Source organism: Bradyrhizobium sp., assembly GCF_036735945.1.
Classification (GTDB): Bacteria; Pseudomonadota; Alphaproteobacteria; order Rhizobiales; family Xanthobacteraceae; genus Bradyrhizobium.
The window spans coordinates 1-21074 of sequence record NZ_DAINNI010000083.1; the positions used below are offsets into that span (position 1 = coordinate 1).

Genomic DNA, 21074 nt, shown 5'->3' on the forward strand with positions numbered 1-21074 from the left:
AATACCGGACAGATCGTGTGCTACCTAAACCGGACATATCGTGTGCTACCGACACTTCACTTCGACCGTCTGTGAGTTGGACGGCTGATGTGATATCATTCGAATATGACCAAAGCGGAGCTGAAGGAAATCCTCGATCGCGTACTGACTTGGCCGCCTGAGCGGCAGGCGGATGTCGCGCATATGGTCGAACTGATGGAAGAACAGGACAGCAGCGCGCTACGGCTGACCGACGACCAAGCCGCAGAGGTACGACGGCGGCTCGCTGGCCCGAACCCGCGAAGAATCCCTGCCGAAGAAGTTTTCAAGCGTTTCCGCTCGTCTTGAGCATGAAGGTTACGTTCGAGCCCGCCGCGAGCGACGACCTTGATCGCATCTTTGCCTGGATCGCCAAGGACAATCCGCGAGCCGCGCTGAACATGATCGCGCGCATCGAAAGCAAGGTCATGCGGCTCGAAAGCCCCGAACTGAGCTACATGGGGCGCCCTGGTCTTGTTGAAGGCACGCGTGAGCTTCTCGAATGGCCATATATCATTGTCTACAATGTCTTCGAAGATCGTGAGGAAGTCGTCATCGTGTCTATCGTTCACGGCGCGCAAGATCGCGAAGCCGAGGAACTGTAATCCGAAAACGTAGACGAAAGAGCAAGCATAGCCCGGATGAGCGACGCGATATCCGGGATTCTTGTTGGTGTCGTCCCGCATATCGCGTTGCTCATGCGGGCTACTTGCTGCAACAGATGCGTCCTTCGCCCGATCAACCAGATCACGCGCGGCGCCTGGTCCATCCGCCGCCGACGCTTTCCGTTTTCGGCTTTACGTCACGGAAGGCCTTCCAGCGCCATTCGACTGCCTCGCGCAACTCCGCCGCCGACGCTTCCACCGTTTCATGATGCAGCGCGACCTGTACCATGTCGTCCTTGGGAATGTAGAGCATGTGCCAGGCCGGGCCGCGCATGACCCACGAGCGGACATGGATATGCCGATCGTAGAATGTGCGTGTGACCAGCACCACGGTCACGTTGTGCAGGTGATAATAATCGCGGCCGACCTTGCCGCTGATCTCGGCGGAGTCCACCGCACGCACTTCATGCCAGGGAATGTCGATGGCCTTTACGAAGTCGAGGTACTGGCGGATGCCTTGCGGCGAGATTACCAGGGCGGGCGTCGGCGGGGCCAGCCATTTGACGAGACCATAGATCGTGAGCGGAATGCCAACCGCGAGGCCGGCGACCGCCACCAACCACTCGAACGGCTTGTCCGGCCCGAGCCAGACCAGGATGCCGCAGACGGCGACCGCCAGGGCGCCACGCCGCAGAACCTTCTTGCCCATCTTCTGGCCGCCATAGGCCAGCGTCTGGTTGACGTCGGTCACCTTGCCGATCAGGTCGGTCATGCGCAGCCCCCATCCTGCATGGATCTGCAGACACGCGATCAAAGGTCCGTGTCTGTTGTCTATTGCGGAGACGCCGTGAGTTAAGACGAAGCAAGCCCGTGTTCTGCAGAGCGATATGATACACTACTCCAATCGGTAGATCATCGTCGCCGCCACAACAGCGGCGGCCGTTCCGAGCGCGCGAAGCGCGGTGCGCGCCCGCCCCGGCGGGAGCACCGGCGGCCACGCCGCCAGCCCGAGCAGACCCAACGCCAGCCACCCGGCCATCCCGGCGACCACATTTTGAGAATTGTCCAGCCGTTCGCTGATCCAGAAATAGCCCGACCCGGCGGCGCCGAGCAGCGCGAGGAAAGCAAAGCGCGTCGCCGTTTGACGCCGCACGTGCGCAACATACTCAGCCGGCGGCGGCGGCTTTATGCGACCAAGCGCGAACAGCGCCGCAGACACCGCCCCGACCGAAAACAGCCCGATATATGCCCAGAAGAACAACGGATCGGTTGCGCGGTTGAAATAGGTGTAGCGGCCGTGGGAGAGATCGCCCGTCACCAGGCCGGTGAGGAGAATGGCGCACAGCGCCGTCGCGATCACGCCGGCGGCGATTTTCGAACCTGTTGTCATCTGGGGTTCATCATTGGACATGGGCGGTCTTCGAGCATCCATTTCGCGACGTGGTCGCCTTGTTGGTGATACGGCGCTTTACCGCCGAAGCGGGAACCAGTGTTGCGGCCGGATGAAGGATACGTCGTGACACTCATGCAGTTGGACGGCACAGCAGCCGGATCGGTTCATGCTTGCGGTGGCGTAGGCCGCTCATTCCTGAGCCGGACAAAAGCTCTCATTGATTTTCCAAGCGACATCAGACATCTCCGGAACGCGTAAGTATTTGAGTTGTCTGGTAAAGATGCGGCCTGAAAATCGCAGTGCGAGGGTCGCCATCGCGGCGTGCGATAGCGCGACCAATCACGAGCGGGAACCTGATAGCTATGAAAATCGTTTGGACCGGGCGGAGGTCATTTCCTCTTCGCAGTTCGTTCGTGACCAGGTTTCCACGAAGGAGCCTCAAATGGGCAAGAGGTTCAAAATCGGCGATCACGTCAGATGGAATTCCGAGGCCGGCCGGGTCTCGGGAACCATCATCGCCATTCACACCCATGATTTCGATTACAAGGGTCATGTGCGCCGCGCCTCGCCCGACGATCCTCAATATGAAATCAAGAGCGACAAGACCGACCATATCGCAGCTCATAAGGGGAGCGCGCTCGATCATGCGTAGCGCAGGCAGCGCGTGACGCTTCCGTTCTTCACGATAGGCCATTCCAACCGAAGCCTCGACGAGTTCGTTGCGCTCTTGACGGGAAACGAGATCGACCTTGTCGCAGACATCAGGACGGTGCCGCGGTCGAGAACCAATCCGCAATTCAACAAGGATACGCTTCCCGAAGCCCTGGCGCCCTTCGGCATCGCCTACGAGCATGTGGCGGCGCTGGGCGGTCTTCGCGGCAAGACGCGAAGCCTGTCGCCGGCCGTCAACGGTTTCTGGACCAACGAGAGCTTTCATAACTATGCCGATTATGCACTGTCGGCGCAGTTTCATGCGGGCCTTGCGCATCTGCGCGACAAGGGCCACCGGCGACGTTGCGCGATCATGTGTTCGGAAGCGGTATGGTGGCGCTGTCACCGCCGCATCGTCACCGACCATCTCATCGCGTGCGGGGAAACCGTCTTCCACATCCTGGGGCAGGGCCGCCTGGAGCCTGCCCGCCTTACTCAAGGCGCCATCGTTCAATCTGACGGGAAGGTGGTCTATCCGGCCGGGAATCAGCAAGCGTAGCCCGGATGAGCGAAGCGACATCCGGGATTCCTGTTGGTGTCGTCCCGCATGGCGCTGTGCTCATGCGGGCTACTTGCTGATCGGCCGACACCTTCACGCCGCCTTGTAAGACACGATCTTCCTGATCTGCGGCGCGAGCACGTCCTCGGCGGTTTCGAGGTCGAAGCGCGCCTGGATGTTCATCCAGAATGCGGCGCCGGTGCTGAAGAACTTGCCGAGCCGCAGCGCGGTATCCGCCGTCACCGGCTTTTCTTCGCGCGCGATGCGTTCGATCCGGGTGCGCGGCACGTGCACCGCGGCCGCGACGGCGTAAGCTGTCAACTCGAGCGGAACGAGAAATTCTTCCCGCAATATTTCGCCGGGGTGGATCGGCGGCAGTTTCTTCGCCATGTGCAAACTCCTAATGACAGTCCGTGATCTCAACGTCTTCGGGCCCTTGCTGTGCTCAAACCCGGTATCGCAGGATCTTTCACTTTCGGCCGCCGTCTTAAACCGATCTCGCCGAACTCGGTACAATTTGAGCTATCGCCCGCGCGGAATCTTAGTCGGCGGAATGTAGGGGTGTTCCTGAAAATCCGCGTCTCGGGGAGCCATCATGTCTTCAACTTCAGGCGAAACCTTCCTACAAGCCATCGACTTTTCCGGGCGCCTGGTCCGCGCCGCCAATTTCGCGCTGGATCACTGGTGGCTGTGGCTCGCGATCGGCGCCGTGCTCTGGCTCGCGCTGAAAATCCGTTCGCACCACGCCTTGATCGGCCAGCTCGACGAGCGCGCGGATGCCGCGTTCGGCGACGTCGATGCGCTCCTGATCGAACGCCACACGCTGATCGGAAACCTGGTCGAGGTGGTCCGCGCCTTCGCGGCCAAGGAACACGACGTGATCCGCGACGTCTTGGACGCCCGCATCGATGCGCTGGAGGCGCTCAGCGGCGGCGGTGGCGTGATCCAGACCGATACGCAGATCGCCAACGTGCTGCAAAACCTCTTCACGGTCAGCGAAAAATATCCGGAGCTGGCCAGCGCCGCCCATTACAGCACGCTTCGCGCGGACCTGATCCGGATCGAGGATCGCATCACCGCGGCGCGCAAATTCTACAATCTGGCGGTCGAGGAATTGAACGGCGTTCGCCGCGCGTTCCCCGGCAATCTGATCGCACGTCTCGGGGCGAATACGGCGCGCGAAAAGTTCACGCTCGGCGAACGGCGCTCGGAATTCGCGGAACCGGTCAAGGTCAGCCTCTGATTCCTGAGGAGCCGGCGTCATGGCGGTTCACGGCTACATCACGCACGCCGCGCACAACCGGCGCTGCACGGCATGGCTGGTGCTTGCCTATATCGTGTCGTTCGAGGTGATCGGAGCGTTTGTGCTGACGATGCCGCTGCTGATGTGGGACCATGAGCATACCATCCTCTCGAACCCCATCGGTTATGCCGTCCGCTACGCGCTGCCGATCGCCGCGCTGACCGGCTTCATGTTCTGGTGGATGTATCGCGGCCATGCCAGGGCCGTGATGGAGACGCTCGGCGTGCGGATCGTAACGCGCCAGGACGAACCGCGCTTCGTAGCGATCGCCGAAGAGCAATGCACCGCGCTCGGGGTGCGGCTGCCGCGCTTCGGAATCATCGACACGAGCGAGCCCAATGCGGTGACCGTGGGCGAGGGGCCGACGGCAGGGTTGATCGCGGTCACGCGCGGCCTGCTCGACAGGCTCGATGACGACGAACTGGCGGCGGTTCTCGCCCATGAGGCGTCGCATATCCGCCACGGCGATACGAAACTGCTGGCCGCAAACCACGCGCTGATGCGAACCGCCGTCATCCTGCGGATGAACAATCCGCTGCGGTTCGAGGACTGGCGCCAGATGATCATCCCGCTGGCGATCCCGCCGATGCTGCTGGTGCTGCTCGCCGGCGGCGCGGCGACGGCGATGTCGATGCGGCTCGCGCGCGCGGCGCGGCGCAGCCTGAAGCTGGGACGTGACTACGTTGCCGACGGCGAGGCGATCAGGGTCACGCATTTTCCGGAAGCCCTGATCGGCGCGATCAACAAGATCGGCGGTCGCGGCGTCTTCCATGGCAGCGCGCGCGTCGAGGGCCTGCTGTTCGACGGGCCGGCCGATCACGACGGCGGCAGCCATCCCAGTATCAACGACAGGCTGGACGCCATCGCCACGCTGGGGCAGGAGCTGATGAATCCCGCGCGGTCGCGACGTGACAGTCGTGGCCCGGCGCAGCCGCAATTCGGACGGCGTCCGCGCGCGGTCGCGTTGAACTATCCGCTCGATGCGTCGGGCAAGCCGCTCGAGAAGCCGCGGCCGCCCGCCACCAACATTTTCTGGCTGTACCTCACCGATCGCGAGACGTTCCGCGAGTGGCACAACGCCTGCATCGCCTGGGAAGAGTGGCAACTGAACGAGCGCCGCAACCTGATCGGCCTGGCGCCCAGGCTGATCATTCCGTTGATCGCGTCCTGCGCGGTCGCGCTGTACATCTACTGGCCGAAGGACGGCAATCTCAAGAGGCTGATCGGCACGTTCAATCCGGCCGAAATGGTCGACATCGCCCGCATGGTGAATTCCGGACCGTTCTGCTCCGGCCCATCCTATCCGGACGGCAAATGCCCGGGGGCCAAGGACAAGCCGGTACTTCCGCCGGCGAATGCCTACGGCTCGACGTTTGGCGGGCAGGCGGCGAGCAGCGGCACCTTCACTAGCCAGCGGCCGGCCGGAAATGCCGACAAATCGTCGCGCGCTCCCGAGCCTCCGACGCTTCCCTCGAACTTCATGCCGATTCTGCTCTTCGCACTGGTCGTCATCGGAATCCTGAAACCAAAGCTGCTGCGCCGCATCTTCGGCCATGTCGAGCCGAAGCAAATCATCTCGCGCCCGGCCGCTCCCGATCCCATCACGGCAAGCAGCTTTGAGAGAGCGAGCCCGCCGCCCCCACCGTGGCGACAGGAGGTTCACAGTCCCGCGGCCAGGGAGTTCGGACGCCGGAAGGCTTGAGCCAGACGGCAGAGCTAGAGCCGCAACGCTCCCTCAACATTCCTGTGAAAGCTGGCGCGCTGCGGCCCGTGGCGGTCGAGCGCATCCGCGAGCTTCATCAGCGCGCTGCCCGCAGCCGAAGCGTCAAAGCCAAACAGCCTGATGGCGAAGCTCGCCGCCCTTTCATTCGCGGCAAACGCCACCATCCGAGAGGCCAGATCCCGCAGAATGCATTGCGCCTCGCGCGCCTTTTTCAGGTCGAGATCGTATCGCCGTATCTGTTCCGACGTCACGCAGGTCTCGCGCGCCTGCGGCGTCGGGACATCGGCCAGCGAAAGCATGTGATCGTGCACCGACCGTCGCAGCTCGAAGAACTTTCGAACGGGACGGCCCACAAGCTCGAGCGCAAACCACGCAAGCGCGCCGGCCGTGGCGACCGAAATAAGGATCACGTACCAAAACATTGGCTGACCGAATGCGCCCCGTGGGCCGCGATCTAATCATACTGGAGGCGGTTCTGACCACCCAAAGCGCGTCGATCGCCGGATTTTTATGCGCCGATGATGCCATCGTGCCGGTGATTTGCCCGACGTGTCAAATGGTTCGCAAATGCTCCCGCCATTGTGCCGGCAGATGCCGGCTACTTTGCATGGGGTTGTTTTCGATATTTTTTGTTGGGCGGGGCAACGGCAGGAGAGGCCACCAGCAAGACTGCGACGATACGTGCGGTCGAGGGCGTCACGCCGCCTCCAGGCCCACCTTCACAGCCATGCCATCGGATTCAGTAAGAACTGTGCCGGCGCAGGTTCGAGCTGACCATGCATTTGATCACCTGCCGGTCGCAGCGATAACACTTGCTCTGGCGTCCCCAGTCGCTGATTCCCGCCAAGCGGTCGGTACACCTGCCGATGCAGTTCGCAGCCCTGTCCTCACATTGCCAATGCTGTGCGTGGGAAGGTGAGTTGAGCAGCACTCCGGCGCCGATCAGCGCAATCGCGAAAAAGACGTTTCGTGCCATGGTCGGACCTCCTGAGAAGGGCGCGAGCCGCTCCACATCATAGTCCCGCGACAAGGGCAAATCCAGCACGCGCAAAACCATCTTCCAGCGGCTGCGGGAAGCTGCTTTGATGCATGAAACGATGAAGCCGGGGAGCGTGGAGTGACCGACGGACCAAATGGCAGCGCAGCGTCGCGGCCAAGACTGTTTCAGCCGCTGACCATTCGAGATCTGACGCTCAAGAACCGGCTCGTCGTCCCGCCGATGGTTCATTATCGCTGCGATCCCGGCCACACCTGCGGCACTTTTCACCTCGTGCATCTCGGCCGTTACGCGCTGGGCGGCTTCGGGCTGGTCGTTGTCGAGGCCACGGGCGTGGAGGAGGTCGGCCTCATCAACGAGCACGATCTCGGCATCTGGAATGAGGCCCAGGCGTCGAGCTTCAAGCCGCTGATCGAGTTCATGCATCGTCAGGACACCGCGATCGGCATCCAGCTCGCCCATGGCGGACGAAAGTCATCCTCGCAGACCGCGATGCAGGGCATGGGGCCGCTGACGGAAGCGAATTTGAAGGCCGGCGCCAAGCTGTGGCAGCCGGTCGGGCCGACCGCCGAGCCTGTCGCGCCGGGCTGGCTGACGCCGCGGCAACTCACGACCGAGGAATGCAGGGCGATGCCGGCCACCTGGGCCAACGCCGCCCGCAATGCCGTCAACGGCGGCTTCGACATCATCGAGGTCCACATGGCGCACGGCTACCTGCTGGCGTCGTTCCTCTCGCCGGTCTCGAACACGCGCAATGACGAGTATGGCGGTGATCGCGCCGGGCGGATGCGCCTGCCGCTTCAGATCGTCGAAGCGGTGCGTCGCGAGATGCCTGACACCATGCCGCTGTTCGTGCGCGTGTCATCCGTCGACGGCACCGTGGAAGGCTGGAACATGGATGACACCGTGGCGCTGGCGCGTGAACTGAAGGCGCGCGGGGTCGACGTGATCGACTGTTCGTCGGGCGGCATCGCCGGTGCTGCAACGGCCGCGCAGGTCACACGCAGCCTCGGCTTTCAGGTGCCGTTCGCCGAGCGGGTGCGGAAGGAAGCCGACATTCCCACGATGGCGGTCGGCCTGATCCTGGAGGCGCAGCAGGCGGAAGCCATCCTCGAGAGCGGCCAGGCCGATCTGATCGCGATCGGCCGCCAATCGCAGTATAATCCCAACATCGCCCACCATTGGGCGCACGATCTCGGCATCAACAGCCGTTTCGAGGACTGGTCACCCGAATATGGCTGGTGGCTCGAGAAGCGCATCAGGACCATGCAGGGCTTTGCCACGCCGACCGGCGCCGTCGTGCGTCCATCCTGATCGGCAGGCGAGTCCCGCGCCTGGCGCCGATCGACGGAACCAAATCCGGCATCGGGAATTAGCAATGCCAAACGGGCGTGACGGTTCCGACCATGCAGGTCGGGGCCGCAGCGCCCATGTGGCGCGTCGCGGGGAGTTCGGTGCTGTCGGAGAAACCTGCTCGGCAGTCGATGACATTGAACTTTCTCGCCGACGGAGGCGAGCTGGGCGCAATGATCCGCGCCCTCGACTGGTCCGCTTCACCGCTCGGCGCGCCCGGCGATTGGTCGCAGGCGCTGAAGACCACGGTCGGCATGCTGCTCGCCGCGCAGGCCCAGATCGTGCTGTTCTGGGGTCATGATTTCGTCGCGCTCTACAACGATGCCTATGCCCCGGGCATCGGCCTCAATCATCCTCGCGCCCTCGGCCGTCCGGCGATCGAGAACTGGGGAGAGTTGTGGGACGATCTCCAGCCGCTCCTGGCTGGGGTCCGCCAAACCGGGAAAACGTTTGCTGCCAGGGATCGCCCCTTCTATGTCGAACGTCACGGCTACGGCGAGACGAGCTATTGGGATGTGTCCTATTCCGCCGTGCCGGACGATGATGGCTCGGTCGGCGGTGTTCTATGCATCGTGTCCGAAACAACCGAACGCGTTTTGGGAGAGGCGCGGCTGCGCGCGAGCGAAGCCCGCTACAAGGAGTTGACCGCGACCCTCGAACAGCGCGTGACCGAACGCACGGCCGAGCGTAACCTGCTCGCCACCATCGTGGAAACCACCGACGGGCAAATCCAGGCGCTCGATCTCGATTATCGCTGGCTGGCCATCAACTCGTCGTGCGCGGATGCGTATCAGCGCATCTATGGCAAGCGGCCAAAGGTCGGAGAGAAATTGCACGATTTTCTCGTCGATCGGCCCGAGCATCTCGCCGCGGCAGCCGCGATATGGGAACGTGCGCTAGGCGGCGAGGCTTTCACTGACATCGATGAGTTCGGCGATCCGCGGTTCGACCGGCGGGTCTACGAAATGAAGTTCGAGACCCTTCTCGCCCCGGACGGCAGGCGGATTGGCGCGTTCCTGACCGGGGTCGACGTCACGGACCGTCTGGAGGAGCAGGCGCGGCTCGCACAGGCCGAGGAAGCCTTGCGTCAGGCCATGAAGATGGAGGCGATGGGCCAACTGACAGGGGGCGTTGCCCACGACTTCAACAATCTGCTCACACCGATTGTCGGCCTGCTCGACATGCTTCAGCGAAAAGGCGTCGGCGGCGAGCGCGAGCATCGCCTGATCGCCGGAGCATCGCAGGCGGCCGATCGGGCAAAGACCCTGGTACAGCGTCTGCTTGCGTTCGCGCGCCGGCAGCCGCTGCAGGCCGTTCCCGTCAACATCAGCCAGCTTGTTGCCGAGATGGGCGATCTGATCTCGAGCACGACGGGGCCGCAGATACAGGTGACGGTGGATACTCCCGCGGCGCTTCCCGACGCGATGGCCGATCCCAACCAGATCGAGATGGCGATACTGAACCTCAGCGTGAACGCCCGGGACGCCATGCCCGGCGGAGGCACGCTGCGCATCTCGGCCAAGGCCGAGCGCATCGACCTCATCCATGCGTCGCGTCTGGAGCCGGGCGACTATGTCTGCATATCCGTCGCGGATAGCGGCGTCGGGATGGACGAAGCGACATTGGCTCACGCCATCGAACCGTTTTTCTCCACCAAGGGCGTCGGGCAGGGAACGGGGCTCGGCCTCTCGATGGTCCACGGCCTTGCGTCGCAGCTCGGTGGTGCGCTGACGATAAGGAGTGCGCCGGGCGCGGGGACGACGGTGGAGCTTTGGCTGCCGGTCAGTCGTGCGATGGCAGGAGCGGCCATTGACGCGCCTCAACCGAAGCTGCGGCCATTTACGTCCGGCACGGTGCTGCTGGTCGATGACGAGCCGCTGGTGCGAATGAGCACGGCCGAGATGCTGAGCGACCTCGGATACACCGTTGTCGAAGCGGCCTCGGCAGAGGATGCCCTACAACGCATCGACGACGGCATGCGGCCGACATTACTTGTCACGGATCATCTCATGCCGGGCATGAGCGGTATCGATCTCGGCCTTACGCTTCGCGCCAGGTATCCCGAACTTCAAATCCTGATCGTGTCAGGTTACGCCAGGAGCGAAGGCATCACGCCGGATCTGGCACGCCTCGCCAAACCGTTCCGAAGCGATGAGTTGGCGGCAAGTCTTGCCAATCTGTCCAAGGCGGGCCGTTAGCCGGGTTCCCGCCCTGTCTCATATCCGCCGCACTGCAGACCTATGGCTCGAACGCGTCCGATCTGCCGCACTGTGGACGTATTCGGATATGCATGCTTGCGGCGTGGCAGAGGGGAACGCGGCTGACTGCCTGGCTACTTCCAACGTAGAGGAAAAGTACCGTGATGAAGATTGTGATTGTAGCGGGTGCGACGTTTGCCCTGGTGACTGCCGCTGGCGCTGCCGACATTCCGCGCCCGCAGCCCGTCTATCAGCAGGCCCAGATCGGCAAGATGCCGATTGGCAAAACCCCAATCGGGAAGACTCCGATCGGCAAGACGCCCGTCGCGGCGCGGCCTTACGCACGGTATTGACTCGGGACTGGTTGATTCCGACCGTTGTCGCCGACCGTCGAAGGGTGAACCGTGGCAGACAGGCCCAAGAGATCAGCACTATGCTTGCTTGCGGGATTCACGCTCGCTGTCCTGCTTCAGTGCGCAATCCATCCAGCTTCTGCGCGCGAGATCGACACTCGCGCGGGGAGCCCGGAACGTTTGAGTTCCCGAGCGGGATCGGCAAAGGGCCCGTACTACGTGGACTTCCGAGCCAGAACGGCGGCGAGCTGGGGACATGCTTTCGTCTGGTTCGGGAAGACAAGCGAGCGAGCAGTCGAAGTCGCGGGCCTTACCCCAGCGGGGAACACCTTGCCTTACGTACTCGGTCACCTGACGTGGGTGCCGTCCGAGACCAAGGCAAGCTATGGCGATCTTGATCCGCAGTACCTGACCGCCAGTTACCGCGTCTACCTGAATGAGCCGGACGCAAAAAGGGTTTTCGCCTACATCAAGAAATTGCAGGCGAGTTCGCCGGTCTGGAACGCCGAGACGACCAATTGCACTTCGTTTATCGGTAGCATCGCAGAGTTCATGGGATTGAAGGTTCCGCACCGCTGGCAGCGTCCCGAGAGCTACGTCAACAGCCTCAAGGCGATGAACAGCGGGCGCCAGATGATCCACCTGTCGTCCGAGCAATAGTCGCGTTCGTTGCCGTCCCCTGGAGGATGAGCTGCGCGCCCGATCCGGTGAGTTCGATGTTCGCATCTGGCGTCCGCTGAACTGAAGCGGGCAGTTGGCACGGCCGGATAAGGTGCGTCCATGACGGAATGGTATTTTGTGTGGGTCGAAGGTCTGCGCGGGCCGATGCCGCAGAAGTGGTCGTCGGAGGGACTGTGGGGCCAGGTCGGCCGCCAGGACGTCATCGTCCGTTTCGCGCTAAGCGATGCCGAGGCGCATCTGCCGCTCGATGAACTGGCGAGGCGACATCCGATTCCTGATCGCAGATAGCGATCGTTCCGCGAGCGCGTCGTGTTCCGCACGGTTCCATGCGTAGCCGCGCGACTTCCTTCCAGCTTGCGCGGAACATTGCGAATTTAATTCGTCTGCCAGCCTTGAACCGATGCAATCAGTCACCACTGTCCCGAACTCAATTCGCTTATGTCGAGCGCGTTGAGACAACCAGGACCAAGAGTGAAGGAGTCGTGCATGAAATTGAACGCTGCACAGGTGGAACGCGCGTTGACGCAATTCGAGGCGCAGGCGCTGCCCGACGATCATCCGGTGGTTCCGCAACTGGCCAGCATGTTTGGCGATCACACGTTCTTCATCGACAGCGGCGGTCTCAACGTGCTCGAGCCCGCCGAGACGTCCGAGCCGGAGACGCCGGTCGGCATGATCGTCAACCTTGCCTATTGGACCGACGAGACGCTGACGAAACTGTCGCCGCACGAGCCCGAGCCGACCGGGATCATCATCAGCCTCGAATCGCGGCACTGAGACGGCGGGGCAGGCCGCTCGCTCTGATCGTTGGGGACAAGGAAAAGTCGCGTGCGGCCGCGGGCCGCGCGCGGCGGCGGTAGCGGTCAGGTTTCGAAATGAACCCCGATCCGCCGCTCCTTGCGCCACATGACATGAGACGGAACAGTGATGTGATCGGCCTCGATCACCAGCGTGAAGTGCTCGGGAATGCCGACGGGAGAGCTCACTTCGAGCGCGGCGCCGGTCCTGGAAAGGTTGCGGACGGTGCAGTCGATCGCGCCGCCGCCGAACGAAATCCGGCCGGCCTTCAACTGCCGGCGCCGGGGTGTTGTTCTGTGCTCGTTCACCGCATGGACCTCCGCCATGGAGCAAGGAAATTCCGCCAACGAGGTTACTATCCGGTTACCCATCGCTCCAGGGTCGGGCAGCGCTTGGCGCACCTGACTTTTTTAGCGGCCGGCGCCGTCCGTTCGCGCCCGCCGTCCCTCGATCGGATAGCCCGGGTCGTTGAATCCCGGCGTCGAGGGATGGCCGCTCACCACCAGGCGGTCGACCAGCGCCTCGTCCTCGGCGGTGAAGCGGTAGTCGAGCGCCTTGATGTAGTCGTCCCATTGCTGCTCGGTGCGGGGGCCGGCGATCACCCCGCTGACGAAAGCGGAGTTCAGCACCCATGACACCGCGAACTGCCCGGCGGTGATGCCGCGCGCTTCGGCGTGCCGCTTGATCTCCTGGGCAAGGCGCAGCGATTCCGGCCGCCATTCGGTCTGCATCATGCGCTTGTCGGCGCGGCCGGCGCGGGTCTCCTTGTCGGGCGCCGCATCGGGAGCGTATTTCCCGGTCAGCACGCCGCGCGCCAGCGGGCTGTAGGGCACGATGCCGAGGCCGTAATAGCCGCAGGCCGGGAAATGCTCGACCTCGGGCATGCGGTTCATGGCGTTGTAATAGGGCTGGCTGACGATCGGGCGGTCGATGCCGTTGTTGTCGCAGATGTTGCAGATCTCGGCGATGCGCCAGGCGCGGTAGTTCGAGACGCCGAAATAGCGGATCTTGCCCTGGCGCATCAGATCGCCCATCGCGCGCACCGTCTCCTCCAGCGGCGTGGCGTGGTCCTCCTTGTGCAGGTAGTAGATGTCGATGAAGTCGGTGCCGAGCCGCGTCAGGCTCTCCTCGGCCGCCTGCAGCACCCAGCGCCGCGACAGCCCGCCGCGATTGGGATCGTCGCCGATCGGGTTGGCGAGCTTGGTCGCCAGCACCCAGTTGGTGCGTTGGTTCGAAATCGCGCGGCCGACCACCTGCTCGGACTGGCCGCCATTATAGGCGTCCGCGGTGTCGATGAAGTTGACGCCGGCTCCGCGTGCCTGCGCGATGATGCGCGCCGACGTCGCTTCGTCGGTCGGCCCGCCGAACATCATGGTGCCCAGACAGATCGGCGAAATCTTCAGGCCGCTGCGGCCAAGTTGGCGGTATTGCATGGGTGGTCCTCAACCCTCGCTCTTCAATATCTTGAACACGCCGCTCGCCATCGCGATGCAGCGCCTGTCGACGGTCACTTCCGTCGTGATGAAGATGAGGCTGCGGGTGGAGCGCACCACATGCGGCTTCGACACCAGCAGCTCGCCGATCTTGCCGGCCTCGACGAAGTGCGTATCGAGCTGCACTGTCGCCAGCGTCGGCTTGCCCGAGGCGTAGCGGGCGGTCATGCCGCAGGTGCGATCCGCGAACGTCATGATGACGCCGCCCTGCACCAGGCCGCGGCGGTTGTGGTGCTTGTCCTCGGTGAGGAGTGCATATTCATGCGTGCCGTCGACCACGCGTTGCCACAGGGGACCGATCAGGTGCAGGAAGCCGGTGGTATCGACGATCTTCCAGCAGTCGGATTTGAGCTTGTCCGCGGCCCTGGCTGTCATGTCGTGCGTTCCGTTTCCTGCAGGCTGTCATGCTGTCCGGGTCGTTTCATCCGATGCGCCGATGTTGTAGTCAAGCGGGATGGCCCGGTCATTTGACGATACCACACGGCGGAATATCGCAGAGCTCTGCGCCGCGTTCGCGCGGGCGCCATCGGTTGAGGCGACGTCCCCGCTGAAGCGCGCCGCGGTCGCCATTGCGCTGACCGAGGCCGAGGCCAGCGGCGGCACGGCCTTCCTGCTGACCCGCCGCGCGGCGACCCTGCGCTCGCACGCCGCCCAATGGGCGCTGCCGGGCGGGCGCTGCGACCATGGCGAGACGCAGGCGCAGGCGGCGCTGCGCGAACTGCATGAAGAACTCGGGGTCGGCCTGGGCGAGGCTGATGTGCTCGGCCTCCTCGATGATTACCCGACGCGCTCGGGCTACCTCATCACCCCTGTGGTGGTCTGGGTCGGCACTGGCGCCGACGTCATCCCCAATCCAGCGGAGGTCGCCTCGGTGCATCGCGTCGCGCTCGACGACATCGAGCGGAACGATGTCTTCAGCTTCACCACGATCCCCGAAAGCACCCGGCGCGTGATCCGCTTTCGCCACGCCGGCCAGCACATCCACGCGCCAACGGCAGCGCTGATCTATCAGTTCGCCGAGGTGCTGGCGGGACGCGACACACGCGTCGCAGAGCTGGAACAGCCGGTGTTTGCGTGGCGGTAGTCCGGCATTGCGCAAGCCGGGTTGCGCATGCGGATCGTTTGGGCGACGATGCGGCATCAACAAGAAAAGTAGTTCCGGGAGCTCGTCTCTATGCTCACCTGCAAGAAATGGTTCGGCGCCGCCGCCATCATCCTCGGTCTCATCGCGCCCGCGGCACACGCGCAAAACTATCCCGCTCGCGCCATCACCCTGGTCATTCCGTTCGCACCGGGCGGCAGCACCTCGATCGTCGGGCGCGCGATTTCCGACAAATTGAGCGAATTGCTCGGCGAGAAAGTCGTGGTCGATAACCGCCCGGGCGCCGGCGGCACGGTCGGCACCAAGGCGGTCGCGAAGAGCGATCCAGACGGCTACACGCTGCTATTGGGATACACCGGCACGCTCGCGATCGGCCCCTCGCTGTACAAGAATCCCGGCTACGATCCGCGCAAGGATTTTGCGCCGATCGGCATGATCGGCAACGCGCCGAATTCGCTGGTGGTCAATCCCTCATTTCCGGCCAAGACGGTGGCCGAACTGATCGCCTATGCCAAGGCCAATCCCGACAAGGTCAATTTCGGCTCGGCCGGTGCGGGTACCGCCAGCCACATCACCGGCGAATATTTCGCCCGCGCCGCCGGCATCAGGCTCGTGCACATTCCCTACAAGGGCACGGGTCCTGCGCTGACGGATCTGCTCGGCGGCCACATCCCGATGGCGTTTGCGCCGATCCCCGCTTCGCACCCCAATATCGCCGCCGGCAAATTGCGTGGACTGGCGGTCACCAGCGTCGCCCGCTCGAGCCTGTTGCCTGATGTGCCGACGATGATTGAAGCAGGCCTCGCCGGCTTCGACGCCTCGCTTTATTACGGGCTGGTCGCACCGGCCGGCACGCCGCGGCCGATCATCGACAAGCTCAACAAGGCGTTGCGTGACGCGCTGGCCAGCGACGAGGTGAAGAAGCAGCTCGCCAATGACGGTACGGAGATTACGCCCGGCACGCCGGAAGATTACGCCGATTTCATCGACAAGGATGAGAAGAAGTGGTCGCAACTGGTGAAGGCCAGCGGCGTCGAGCAGGAGTGATCGCGCGATCGGTTTCCCTCATCACAGAAGGGAAGATGACCGCCACGTAATGTCGCTGCCTTCAGGGGCTGACATCGCGGGCACGCTTGCTACAAGGGGGCCATGCGCCTGCCATTGATTCGCATGGGTTCCTTATGTGTCGCGCTCGCGCTGCTGGCGGGGGCGCCGCCGGCCGTGGCGAACGAGCCGCCTCCTCCCTCGACCACCAACGCCATGGCGCAAGCCGCCTCGCCGCAGGCGATCGCCGAATATCGCCGCAAGCTCAAGGAGTATCAGGAAGCGCGCGCCGCGTTCGACGAGGAGGCCGGCGCCTATTGGACGGCGGTCTCCGAGAAGCGAAAGGGCCGCAACGCCAAGCGCCGCGAACGCCAGAGCATCGCGCTCGACGATTACGTGCTGACGCAGCCGCCGGTCTATAGCGGTCCGAAGCGCCCGGTCAGCCCGGAGCCGGAGGAAGAAAAGCCGCCGCGCGAGCGCAAGCCACTGCCTGTTGTCGCCGACTTCCTGAAAGCCGCCGCCGACCATTTCCAGTTCGTTCCGCAACGGCCGGCCGCCGAAGTCGAGTTCAAGCGCGCCTATGCCCGCTACGCGCAGGCCGCCGGGCTGACGCGCGAGCAGGCAGTGCGTGTCTACTCGTTCGAGACCGGCGGCAGCGGCAATTACGACATGCAGTCGGGGCTCAATCCCGCAAGGCCGGGCTCGCGCGCGATCTCGACCGCGATCGGGTACAATCAGTTGCTGACCACCAACAGCGTCGAACTGCTGGCCGAGCAGGGCCACGAATTCATCAAGGAGCTGACGGCGCGGGCCGCGCAACTCTCGGGCGCACCGCGCAAGGCGATGGACCACAAGCTTGCCGTCCTGAAGAAGATGGTGGCGTTCACGCGCACCGTGCCGGACACCTGGTCCGAGCATGAGAAGCTCGCCAACACGCCGCAGGGCTGGGCGGTGCACGCCATGGTGCTCGATATCGATGTCGGGCCGATGCTGCAGACCCACAAGCTCTTGACCTCGGTGATCTTCGCGCGCGCCAAGGGCTACAATCGGCCGCTGACGGCGGCCGAGCTCGAAATGATGAACCTGACCGGCGACGGCACCGGCCTCGACATGGTGACCATGCCGCAGGCGATGCGCGAACAGGTGCCGACCTCGAACTTCTTCCAGCGCGGCGGCTACGAGCGCAACCCCGTCGCTATCCGCCACAACACGGTAGCAAAACTGCTGGCGGTGACCGACGAGCGGATGGATTTCAACAGCAGCAAGCCCGGCGCGAAGGAGCTCGCGGCGGCGTTTTAGGGGTGGCGCGCCGCTGACCCGTCATGCCCCCGCGATGGCGGGCATCCGGTAAACGGCGTCGTCGAAAAGAATCACGAACAGATCGGCATACTGGATCGTCCGCCTTCGCGGACGACGACATTCGTCTTGTGGCAAGCGCTTCTCAGTTCGATCCGAACATGAACCTGCCGTCGCCCTCGAGATAGGAGCCGCTGCGCATGTAGAGCTGTCCGTTCGCACCGATGAAGAACAGCGTACCCTTCGGCACCTTCTTGGCGCCCTTGAGCAGCAGGCCGGCATTGTCGGTGCCCATCTTGTAGGAAAGCGTCTTGCCATCCTTGCCGTAGGCATAGGCCATATCGGACTTCAGTTCCCAGGGCGCCGGCGCGGCCTGCGCGAATGCGCCGGTCGAAAATCCCGCCAGCGCGGCCACCGTCAAAATCGTTCTTGTTGAAGCTCTCATCATTCGTCCTCCCCGTGAGCCATTCGGCCTCTTGCCCCACGGTTTTGAACAAATCACGAACGGTATCGCGCCGTCAATTGGCACCTTCGACGCATCACGCCGCCCCCGAGACTTTGTGATTTCCTGCGTTCGACTTCGCGACTATGTTCCCCTTTCCGGCTACAAGCATGCAATGCGGAAACGTCAGGGGATGATTCGGATGAACCACGTCATGAAGATCGGTCTTGGTGTTGCGCTGTCGTTCATGACGCTCGCTTCCGCAGCCGCCGACAATTTCAAGCTGTCCAACAATCAGCGAATCGCCTGCAGCCGCGGCTTGGCTCCGGGCAAGCTCAACACCTCGACATGCAAATCCTATGCGTATGTGTTCAACACCAAGACGTCGGAATATTTCCGCTGCCAGGTCTCGCTGGCGCTGACGCGGGACAACAAGGAAGTCATCAACGTGCAGACCGATGGCGGCTGCATCAGGAAGCCGCGCATCTTCGATGCCGACGGCGACTATTCGTTCGATGCTACCGAAACCGAGGCACCGAACACCAATTCGTTCTTCGGCCCCGGCGGTTATGCGATATGGGCCAGCGACAATAACGCGCAGAAAGTGCGCGGCTGCGTCATCATCTCGTCCGGTCTCGGCTCCGACATCGCGAAATGCATCGATATGAAGTTCGAGTGAGCCCGCCTCAGGGCGCGCTGCCGGCGCCGCCTGCGAGCTGAGGACGGGAGCGGGCAAATTTCCGTACGGCCACCGGCTTGCCGAACAACTGGCCCTGCACCAGATCGAAACCCATCTCGTGCGTGGCGAGATAATCGGCGCGGGTTTCGATGCCCTGGGCGATGGCGCGCGCGCCATTGTCGCGGGCCAGCTCGATGATGCTCCGGCACACGGTCTGCTTCAGCCGGTCGTCCGCGCAGCCATTGACGTAATGCGGGTCGACCTTCAACTCCGCGAACGGAAAATTGCCGATCTCCAGCAGCGAGGGCCATTCCGCGCCGACATTGTCGATCGTGATCGCGATATTGTGCAGGCGCAGCCGCCGGGCGGCATCCGCCGCGAGCTCCGGATGCTCGATCACCTCGCCGCTGTCGATCTCGATCACCAGCCCGCCGAAGGCCGGGTGAGCGGGCATGGCGCGGCGGAGATCGAGCACGGCGGCGGCGTTGTCGAAGAACGTCACCGGCAGGTTGACCGAGAGATCGACCGGCCCCTGGCTCTCCAGCAAATAGCGCCAGTCCTCGATGGCGCGGCCGACCACGAATTCGGACAATGCGCGAAAATGCGGATCCTTGTCGTCGGGGATGAAGGAGGCCGGCGGGACCACGCCCCACGCCGGATGCCGCATCCGCACCAGCGCCTCCGCGCCGTTCGGCATCAGCGTGCGGGTATTGATCTTCTGCTGGTACCACAATTCGAGCCAGCCGGCCTTCAACGCCTCGGCGACGTCGACGGCGGGGCTTGGTGCCGGCTCGGCCGGCAGCAGCTCTGCGACGGTTGCGCGCAGACTCGCCGCGCCGAACGGCGTCGGCAGCGAGGGCAGCATGCCGATCCCGTATTCCTCGCCGATTTGCCTGACCGCCTTCACCATGATCGTGTCGGGCTGACCGATCACCAGGACCTTGCCGCCGAAATTCCTGCGGACGATGGTCTCAAGAATTTCGCCGACATTGAGCCCGTCGACGCACACGCTGAGCACGATCAGGTCCGGCTGTTCGGCCTGCAGCAGCCCTGCCAGATCGCCGGCCTGGCCGCACTCACAGGTGATGAAGCCGAGATCCTCAAGCGCGTCGGAAAGAAACAGCCGCAGATGCTTCTTGCTGTCCACCACGCAGGCTCTGGGCGTCAGCTTCCGGTGTCCGAAATGCGCTGTGCGCGAGTATTCGCTGACGTTGATTTGCTCCATGCGGCCCTCCCCACAGATACCCCGGCGCCATTGGTACATCCGCGTTGAGGTCGCAATCATGGAATTTTGCGGCTGGTCACATGATTACTTCAACAGGGTTAAAACCGCAGGCAGGATGAAGCTTCCGGGAAGCGACCGACGTAGCCGCCGACTGCCGGACAGATAGCCGCCGATTGATTTCATTGATCTTCGCTGCGCGGAGACGCTGCCTGTTCAATATTGGGGCAGCTTCGCATGTTAACGCCTGTGGCTCCGCGTGTTCGCGCGTCGACCTGATGTCGCATCGCAGCGCTTTGCGGGAGCAGCAGCAATGATGCGGCGCACGCGTACCGCCAGGAAAAAGCCGCGGCCTGCAGGCCGCGGCTTGTGTTCGCTTGGCTTCTGCTTCGCAGAAGTGGCTGGACTAGCCGCCGATGCCCCTTTCCTTGAAGTATTTCAACGCGCCGGGATGGAACGGGATCGGCGAGCGCTCCTGCACCTGGTTGTCGAGCGAGAAGCTCTCGGCTTCCTTGTGCACGGCGACGATGTCGGCCTTCTTCTCCACCAGCGTCTTGACGATGGCGTAGGCGTCCTCGTTGCTCATCTTGTCGCCGGTAACGATCAGGTTCCAGACCTCGGTGATGGAATTGTCCTTGTCGTAGCCGGGGTAGGAGCCCGCCTTGATCGTGCTCGGCGAATAGAGCTTGCCGTATTTGGCGTTCATCTTCTCCGCGAGATCGCCATGGTCGATCAGCTTCATCTTGACGCCCGGCGTTGCCGCAAGATCGGTTACCGCGGCGGTCGGAATACCGCCGACCCAGAAGAACGCGTCGATCTTGCCGTCCTTGACCGCGTTGACGGACTCGGAGACGCCGAGCCGCTCGCGCTTCATGTCCTTGTCCTTGTCGAGGCCGGCCGCCTCGATGACGCGGAAGGCCATCACTTCGGTGGCGCTGCCCGGCGATCCGGTTGAAACGCGCTTGCCCTTCAGGTCGGCCATGGTGTTGATGCCGCGGCCTTCCACCGTCACCACATGCATGCGGTTCGGATAGACCACGAGCAGCGCCTGCAACGGCACCTTGCCGCTCTTGAACTTGTCCTCGCCCTTCAGCGCATCCAGCGCGGCATCGGCCATCGTGAAGCCGAGTTCGCTCTTGCCCGCGCCGATCAGCTTGAGATTGT

General features: G+C 63.4%; 27 protein-coding genes. 16 read left to right on the top strand and 11 right to left on the bottom strand.

Annotated features, from left to right (window positions below; genetic code table 11):
* Positions 1 to 105: 105 nt before the first annotated feature.
* Positions 106 to 327: a hypothetical protein gene (locus V7E26_RS21545; RefSeq protein ID WP_324419981.1), complete on the top strand. Its 222-nt coding sequence runs from the start codon at positions 106 to 108 to the stop codon at positions 325 to 327.
* Between the two features lie 2 nt (positions 328 to 329).
* Entirely contained in the window at positions 330 to 623 is a 294-nt protein-coding gene (locus V7E26_RS21550; protein ID WP_324419983.1) for a type II toxin-antitoxin system RelE/ParE family toxin, read from the top strand.
* A gap of 142 nt (positions 624 to 765) precedes the next feature.
* Here V7E26_RS21550 and V7E26_RS21555 read toward each other — a convergent pair whose 3' ends face one another.
* Both V7E26_RS21555 and V7E26_RS21560 read right to left on the bottom strand, forming a co-directional pair.
* Positions 766 to 1395 carry a hypothetical protein gene (locus V7E26_RS21555; protein WP_324419985.1) on the bottom strand — a complete coding sequence of 210 codons (630 nt, stop codon included), beginning with the start codon at positions 1393 to 1395 and terminating at the stop codon, positions 766 to 768.
* 123 nt (positions 1396 to 1518) lie between these two features.
* Positions 1519 to 2055 (bottom strand): hypothetical protein, encoded by a 537-nt coding sequence (locus tag V7E26_RS21560; protein WP_324419987.1) that lies wholly within the window; start codon positions 2053 to 2055, stop codon positions 1519 to 1521.
* A gap of 403 nt (positions 2056 to 2458) precedes the next feature.
* Here V7E26_RS21560 and V7E26_RS21565 point away from each other — a divergent pair, with 403 nt between their 5' ends.
* Positions 2459 to 2668 (top strand): DUF2945 domain-containing protein, encoded by a 210-nt coding sequence (locus tag V7E26_RS21565; protein WP_324419989.1) that lies wholly within the window; start codon positions 2459 to 2461, stop codon positions 2666 to 2668.
* A gap of 12 nt (positions 2669 to 2680) precedes the next feature.
* On the top strand, positions 2681 to 3226 hold the full coding sequence (locus tag V7E26_RS21570) for a DUF488 domain-containing protein (protein ID WP_324419991.1): 546 nt from the start codon (positions 2681 to 2683) through the stop codon (positions 3224 to 3226).
* Positions 3227 to 3319: 93 nt separating this feature from the next.
* Here the strand turns inward: V7E26_RS21570 and V7E26_RS21575 are convergent, their stop codons facing one another.
* Positions 3320 to 3616: a HigA family addiction module antitoxin gene (locus tag V7E26_RS21575; RefSeq protein WP_324419993.1), complete on the bottom strand. Its 297-nt coding sequence runs from the start codon at positions 3614 to 3616 to the stop codon at positions 3320 to 3322.
* Between the two features lie 205 nt (positions 3617 to 3821).
* Between V7E26_RS21575 and V7E26_RS21580 the strand changes: the two genes are divergently transcribed.
* A complete protein-coding gene (locus V7E26_RS21580) occupies positions 3822 to 4469 on the top strand; it encodes a LemA family protein (RefSeq protein WP_324419995.1) in 648 nt (215 codons plus the stop codon).
* A gap of 19 nt (positions 4470 to 4488) precedes the next feature.
* Complete coding sequence (locus V7E26_RS21585; RefSeq protein WP_324419997.1) at positions 4489 to 6231, top strand: M48 family metalloprotease; 1743 nt, start codon at positions 4489 to 4491, stop codon at positions 6229 to 6231.
* Positions 6232 to 6245: 14 nt separating this feature from the next.
* Here the strand turns inward: V7E26_RS21585 and V7E26_RS21590 are convergent, their stop codons facing one another.
* Both V7E26_RS21590 and V7E26_RS21595 read right to left on the bottom strand, forming a co-directional pair.
* Entirely contained in the window at positions 6246 to 6674 is a 429-nt protein-coding gene (locus tag V7E26_RS21590; RefSeq protein WP_324420000.1) for a hypothetical protein, read from the bottom strand.
* 317 nt (positions 6675 to 6991) lie between these two features.
* The gene (locus V7E26_RS21595) at positions 6992 to 7228 is read right to left on the bottom strand and encodes a hypothetical protein (RefSeq protein ID WP_324420002.1); all 237 of its coding nucleotides are present in this window, start codon (positions 7226 to 7228) and stop codon (positions 6992 to 6994) included.
* 141 nt (positions 7229 to 7369) lie between these two features.
* On the opposite strand from V7E26_RS21595, the gene V7E26_RS21600 reads away from it, so the two are divergent.
* The 6 genes from V7E26_RS21600 (at position 7370) to V7E26_RS21625 (ending at position 12611) form a co-directional block, all read left to right on the top strand.
* Positions 7370 to 8563, top strand: a complete 1194-nt coding sequence (locus V7E26_RS21600; RefSeq protein ID WP_324420005.1) for an NADH:flavin oxidoreductase/NADH oxidase — start codon at positions 7370 to 7372, stop codon at positions 8561 to 8563.
* A gap of 116 nt (positions 8564 to 8679) precedes the next feature.
* Positions 8680 to 10800: a hybrid sensor histidine kinase/response regulator gene (locus V7E26_RS21605; RefSeq protein ID WP_324420036.1), complete on the top strand. Its 2121-nt coding sequence runs from the start codon at positions 8680 to 8682 to the stop codon at positions 10798 to 10800.
* Positions 10801 to 10964: 164 nt separating this feature from the next.
* Positions 10965 to 11153 carry a hypothetical protein gene (locus tag V7E26_RS21610; RefSeq protein ID WP_442893450.1) on the top strand — a complete coding sequence of 63 codons (189 nt, stop codon included), beginning with the start codon at positions 10965 to 10967 and terminating at the stop codon, positions 11151 to 11153.
* A 51-nt stretch (positions 11154 to 11204) separates the two neighbouring features.
* Positions 11205 to 11813 (top strand): hypothetical protein, encoded by a 609-nt coding sequence (locus tag V7E26_RS21615; RefSeq protein ID WP_324420009.1) that lies wholly within the window; start codon positions 11205 to 11207, stop codon positions 11811 to 11813.
* A 120-nt stretch (positions 11814 to 11933) separates the two neighbouring features.
* The gene (locus V7E26_RS21620) at positions 11934 to 12122 is read left to right on the top strand and encodes a hypothetical protein (protein ID WP_324420011.1); all 189 of its coding nucleotides are present in this window, start codon (positions 11934 to 11936) and stop codon (positions 12120 to 12122) included.
* Positions 12123 to 12320: 198 nt separating this feature from the next.
* Positions 12321 to 12611: a hypothetical protein gene (locus tag V7E26_RS21625; RefSeq protein ID WP_324420013.1), complete on the top strand. Its 291-nt coding sequence runs from the start codon at positions 12321 to 12323 to the stop codon at positions 12609 to 12611.
* Positions 12612 to 12697: 86 nt separating this feature from the next.
* Here V7E26_RS21625 and V7E26_RS21630 read toward each other — a convergent pair whose 3' ends face one another.
* The 3 genes from V7E26_RS21630 to V7E26_RS21640 all read right to left on the bottom strand — a co-directional run bounded on the left by V7E26_RS21630 (position 12698) and on the right by V7E26_RS21640 (position 14500).
* The gene (locus V7E26_RS21630; RefSeq protein ID WP_324420015.1) at positions 12698 to 12940 is read right to left on the bottom strand and encodes a PilZ domain-containing protein; all 243 of its coding nucleotides are present in this window, start codon (positions 12938 to 12940) and stop codon (positions 12698 to 12700) included.
* A gap of 102 nt (positions 12941 to 13042) precedes the next feature.
* Complete coding sequence (locus V7E26_RS21635; RefSeq protein WP_324420017.1) at positions 13043 to 14065, bottom strand: aldo/keto reductase; 1023 nt, start codon at positions 14063 to 14065, stop codon at positions 13043 to 13045.
* A gap of 9 nt (positions 14066 to 14074) precedes the next feature.
* On the bottom strand, positions 14075 to 14500 hold the full coding sequence (locus V7E26_RS21640) for a PaaI family thioesterase (RefSeq protein ID WP_324420020.1): 426 nt from the start codon (positions 14498 to 14500) through the stop codon (positions 14075 to 14077).
* A gap of 79 nt (positions 14501 to 14579) precedes the next feature.
* Between V7E26_RS21640 and V7E26_RS21645 the strand changes: the two genes are divergently transcribed.
* The 3 genes from V7E26_RS21645 (at position 14580) to V7E26_RS21655 (ending at position 17570) form a co-directional block, all read left to right on the top strand.
* On the top strand, positions 14580 to 15209 hold the full coding sequence (locus V7E26_RS21645) for an NUDIX hydrolase (protein WP_324420022.1): 630 nt from the start codon (positions 14580 to 14582) through the stop codon (positions 15207 to 15209).
* 90 nt (positions 15210 to 15299) lie between these two features.
* Positions 15300 to 16274 (top strand): Bug family tripartite tricarboxylate transporter substrate binding protein, encoded by a 975-nt coding sequence (locus V7E26_RS21650; protein WP_324420024.1) that lies wholly within the window; start codon positions 15300 to 15302, stop codon positions 16272 to 16274.
* Between the two features lie 123 nt (positions 16275 to 16397).
* Entirely contained in the window at positions 16398 to 17570 is a 1173-nt protein-coding gene (locus V7E26_RS21655; protein ID WP_324420026.1) for a hypothetical protein, read from the top strand.
* A gap of 142 nt (positions 17571 to 17712) precedes the next feature.
* Here the strand turns inward: V7E26_RS21655 and V7E26_RS21660 are convergent, their stop codons facing one another.
* Positions 17713 to 18012, bottom strand: a complete 300-nt coding sequence (locus V7E26_RS21660; protein WP_324420028.1) for a hypothetical protein — start codon at positions 18010 to 18012, stop codon at positions 17713 to 17715.
* Between the two features lie 199 nt (positions 18013 to 18211).
* Here V7E26_RS21660 and V7E26_RS21665 point away from each other — a divergent pair, with 199 nt between their 5' ends.
* Positions 18212 to 18688, top strand: coding sequence for a hypothetical protein (locus V7E26_RS21665; RefSeq protein WP_324420030.1), 477 nt, complete (start codon positions 18212 to 18214; stop codon positions 18686 to 18688).
* Between the two features lie 7 nt (positions 18689 to 18695).
* On the opposite strand, the gene V7E26_RS21670 is transcribed toward V7E26_RS21665, so the two are convergent.
* Positions 18696 to 19913, bottom strand: coding sequence for an EAL domain-containing response regulator (locus V7E26_RS21670; protein WP_324420032.1), 1218 nt, complete (start codon positions 19911 to 19913; stop codon positions 18696 to 18698).
* A gap of 403 nt (positions 19914 to 20316) precedes the next feature.
* Positions 20317 to 21074, bottom strand: a 758-nt coding sequence (locus tag V7E26_RS21675; RefSeq protein ID WP_324420034.1) for a TAXI family TRAP transporter solute-binding subunit, incomplete at its 5' end; no start/stop codon positions are given.

Bases quoted from the DNA above. Each gene is read 5' to 3' on its own strand.
- V7E26_RS21620 (WP_324420011.1), top strand. From the start codon at position 11,934: ATGACGGAATGGTATTTTGTGTGGGTCGAAGGTCTGCGCGGGCCGATG.
- V7E26_RS21640 (WP_324420020.1), bottom strand. From the start codon at position 14,500: ATGACAGCCAGGGCCGCGGACAAGCTCAAATCCGACTGCTGGAAGATC.
- V7E26_RS21650 (WP_324420024.1), top strand. From the start codon at position 15,300: ATGCTCACCTGCAAGAAATGGTTCGGCGCCGCCGCCATCATCCTCGGT.
- V7E26_RS21565 (WP_324419989.1), top strand. From the start codon at position 2,459: ATGGGCAAGAGGTTCAAAATCGGCGATCACGTCAGATGGAATTCCGAG.
- V7E26_RS21660 (WP_324420028.1), bottom strand. From the start codon at position 18,012: ATGAGAGCTTCAACAAGAACGATTTTGACGGTGGCCGCGCTGGCGGGA.
- V7E26_RS21550 (WP_324419983.1), top strand. From the start codon at position 330: ATGAAGGTTACGTTCGAGCCCGCCGCGAGCGACGACCTTGATCGCATC.
- V7E26_RS21580 (WP_324419995.1), top strand. From the start codon at position 3,822: ATGTCTTCAACTTCAGGCGAAACCTTCCTACAAGCCATCGACTTTTCC.
- V7E26_RS21595 (WP_324420002.1), bottom strand. From the start codon at position 7,228: ATGGCACGAAACGTCTTTTTCGCGATTGCGCTGATCGGCGCCGGAGTG.
- V7E26_RS21655 (WP_324420026.1), top strand. From the start codon at position 16,398: ATGGGTTCCTTATGTGTCGCGCTCGCGCTGCTGGCGGGGGCGCCGCCG.
- V7E26_RS21585 (WP_324419997.1), top strand. From the start codon at position 4,489: ATGGCGGTTCACGGCTACATCACGCACGCCGCGCACAACCGGCGCTGC.
- V7E26_RS21665 (WP_324420030.1), top strand. From the start codon at position 18,212: ATGAACCACGTCATGAAGATCGGTCTTGGTGTTGCGCTGTCGTTCATG.
- V7E26_RS21670 (WP_324420032.1), bottom strand. From the start codon at position 19,913: ATGGAGCAAATCAACGTCAGCGAATACTCGCGCACAGCGCATTTCGGA.
- V7E26_RS21625 (WP_324420013.1), top strand. From the start codon at position 12,321: ATGAAATTGAACGCTGCACAGGTGGAACGCGCGTTGACGCAATTCGAG.
- V7E26_RS21545 (WP_324419981.1), top strand. From the start codon at position 106: ATGACCAAAGCGGAGCTGAAGGAAATCCTCGATCGCGTACTGACTTGG.
- V7E26_RS21635 (WP_324420017.1), bottom strand. From the start codon at position 14,065: ATGCAATACCGCCAACTTGGCCGCAGCGGCCTGAAGATTTCGCCGATC.
- V7E26_RS21645 (WP_324420022.1), top strand. From the start codon at position 14,580: ATGGCCCGGTCATTTGACGATACCACACGGCGGAATATCGCAGAGCTC.
- V7E26_RS21575 (WP_324419993.1), bottom strand. From the start codon at position 3,616: ATGGCGAAGAAACTGCCGCCGATCCACCCCGGCGAAATATTGCGGGAA.
- V7E26_RS21605 (WP_324420036.1), top strand. From the start codon at position 8,680: ATGTGGCGCGTCGCGGGGAGTTCGGTGCTGTCGGAGAAACCTGCTCGG.
- V7E26_RS21560 (WP_324419987.1), bottom strand. From the start codon at position 2,055: ATGGATGCTCGAAGACCGCCCATGTCCAATGATGAACCCCAGATGACA.
- V7E26_RS21610 (WP_442893450.1), top strand. From the start codon at position 10,965: ATGAAGATTGTGATTGTAGCGGGTGCGACGTTTGCCCTGGTGACTGCC.
- V7E26_RS21590 (WP_324420000.1), bottom strand. From the start codon at position 6,674: ATGTTTTGGTACGTGATCCTTATTTCGGTCGCCACGGCCGGCGCGCTT.
- V7E26_RS21555 (WP_324419985.1), bottom strand. From the start codon at position 1,395: ATGACCGACCTGATCGGCAAGGTGACCGACGTCAACCAGACGCTGGCC.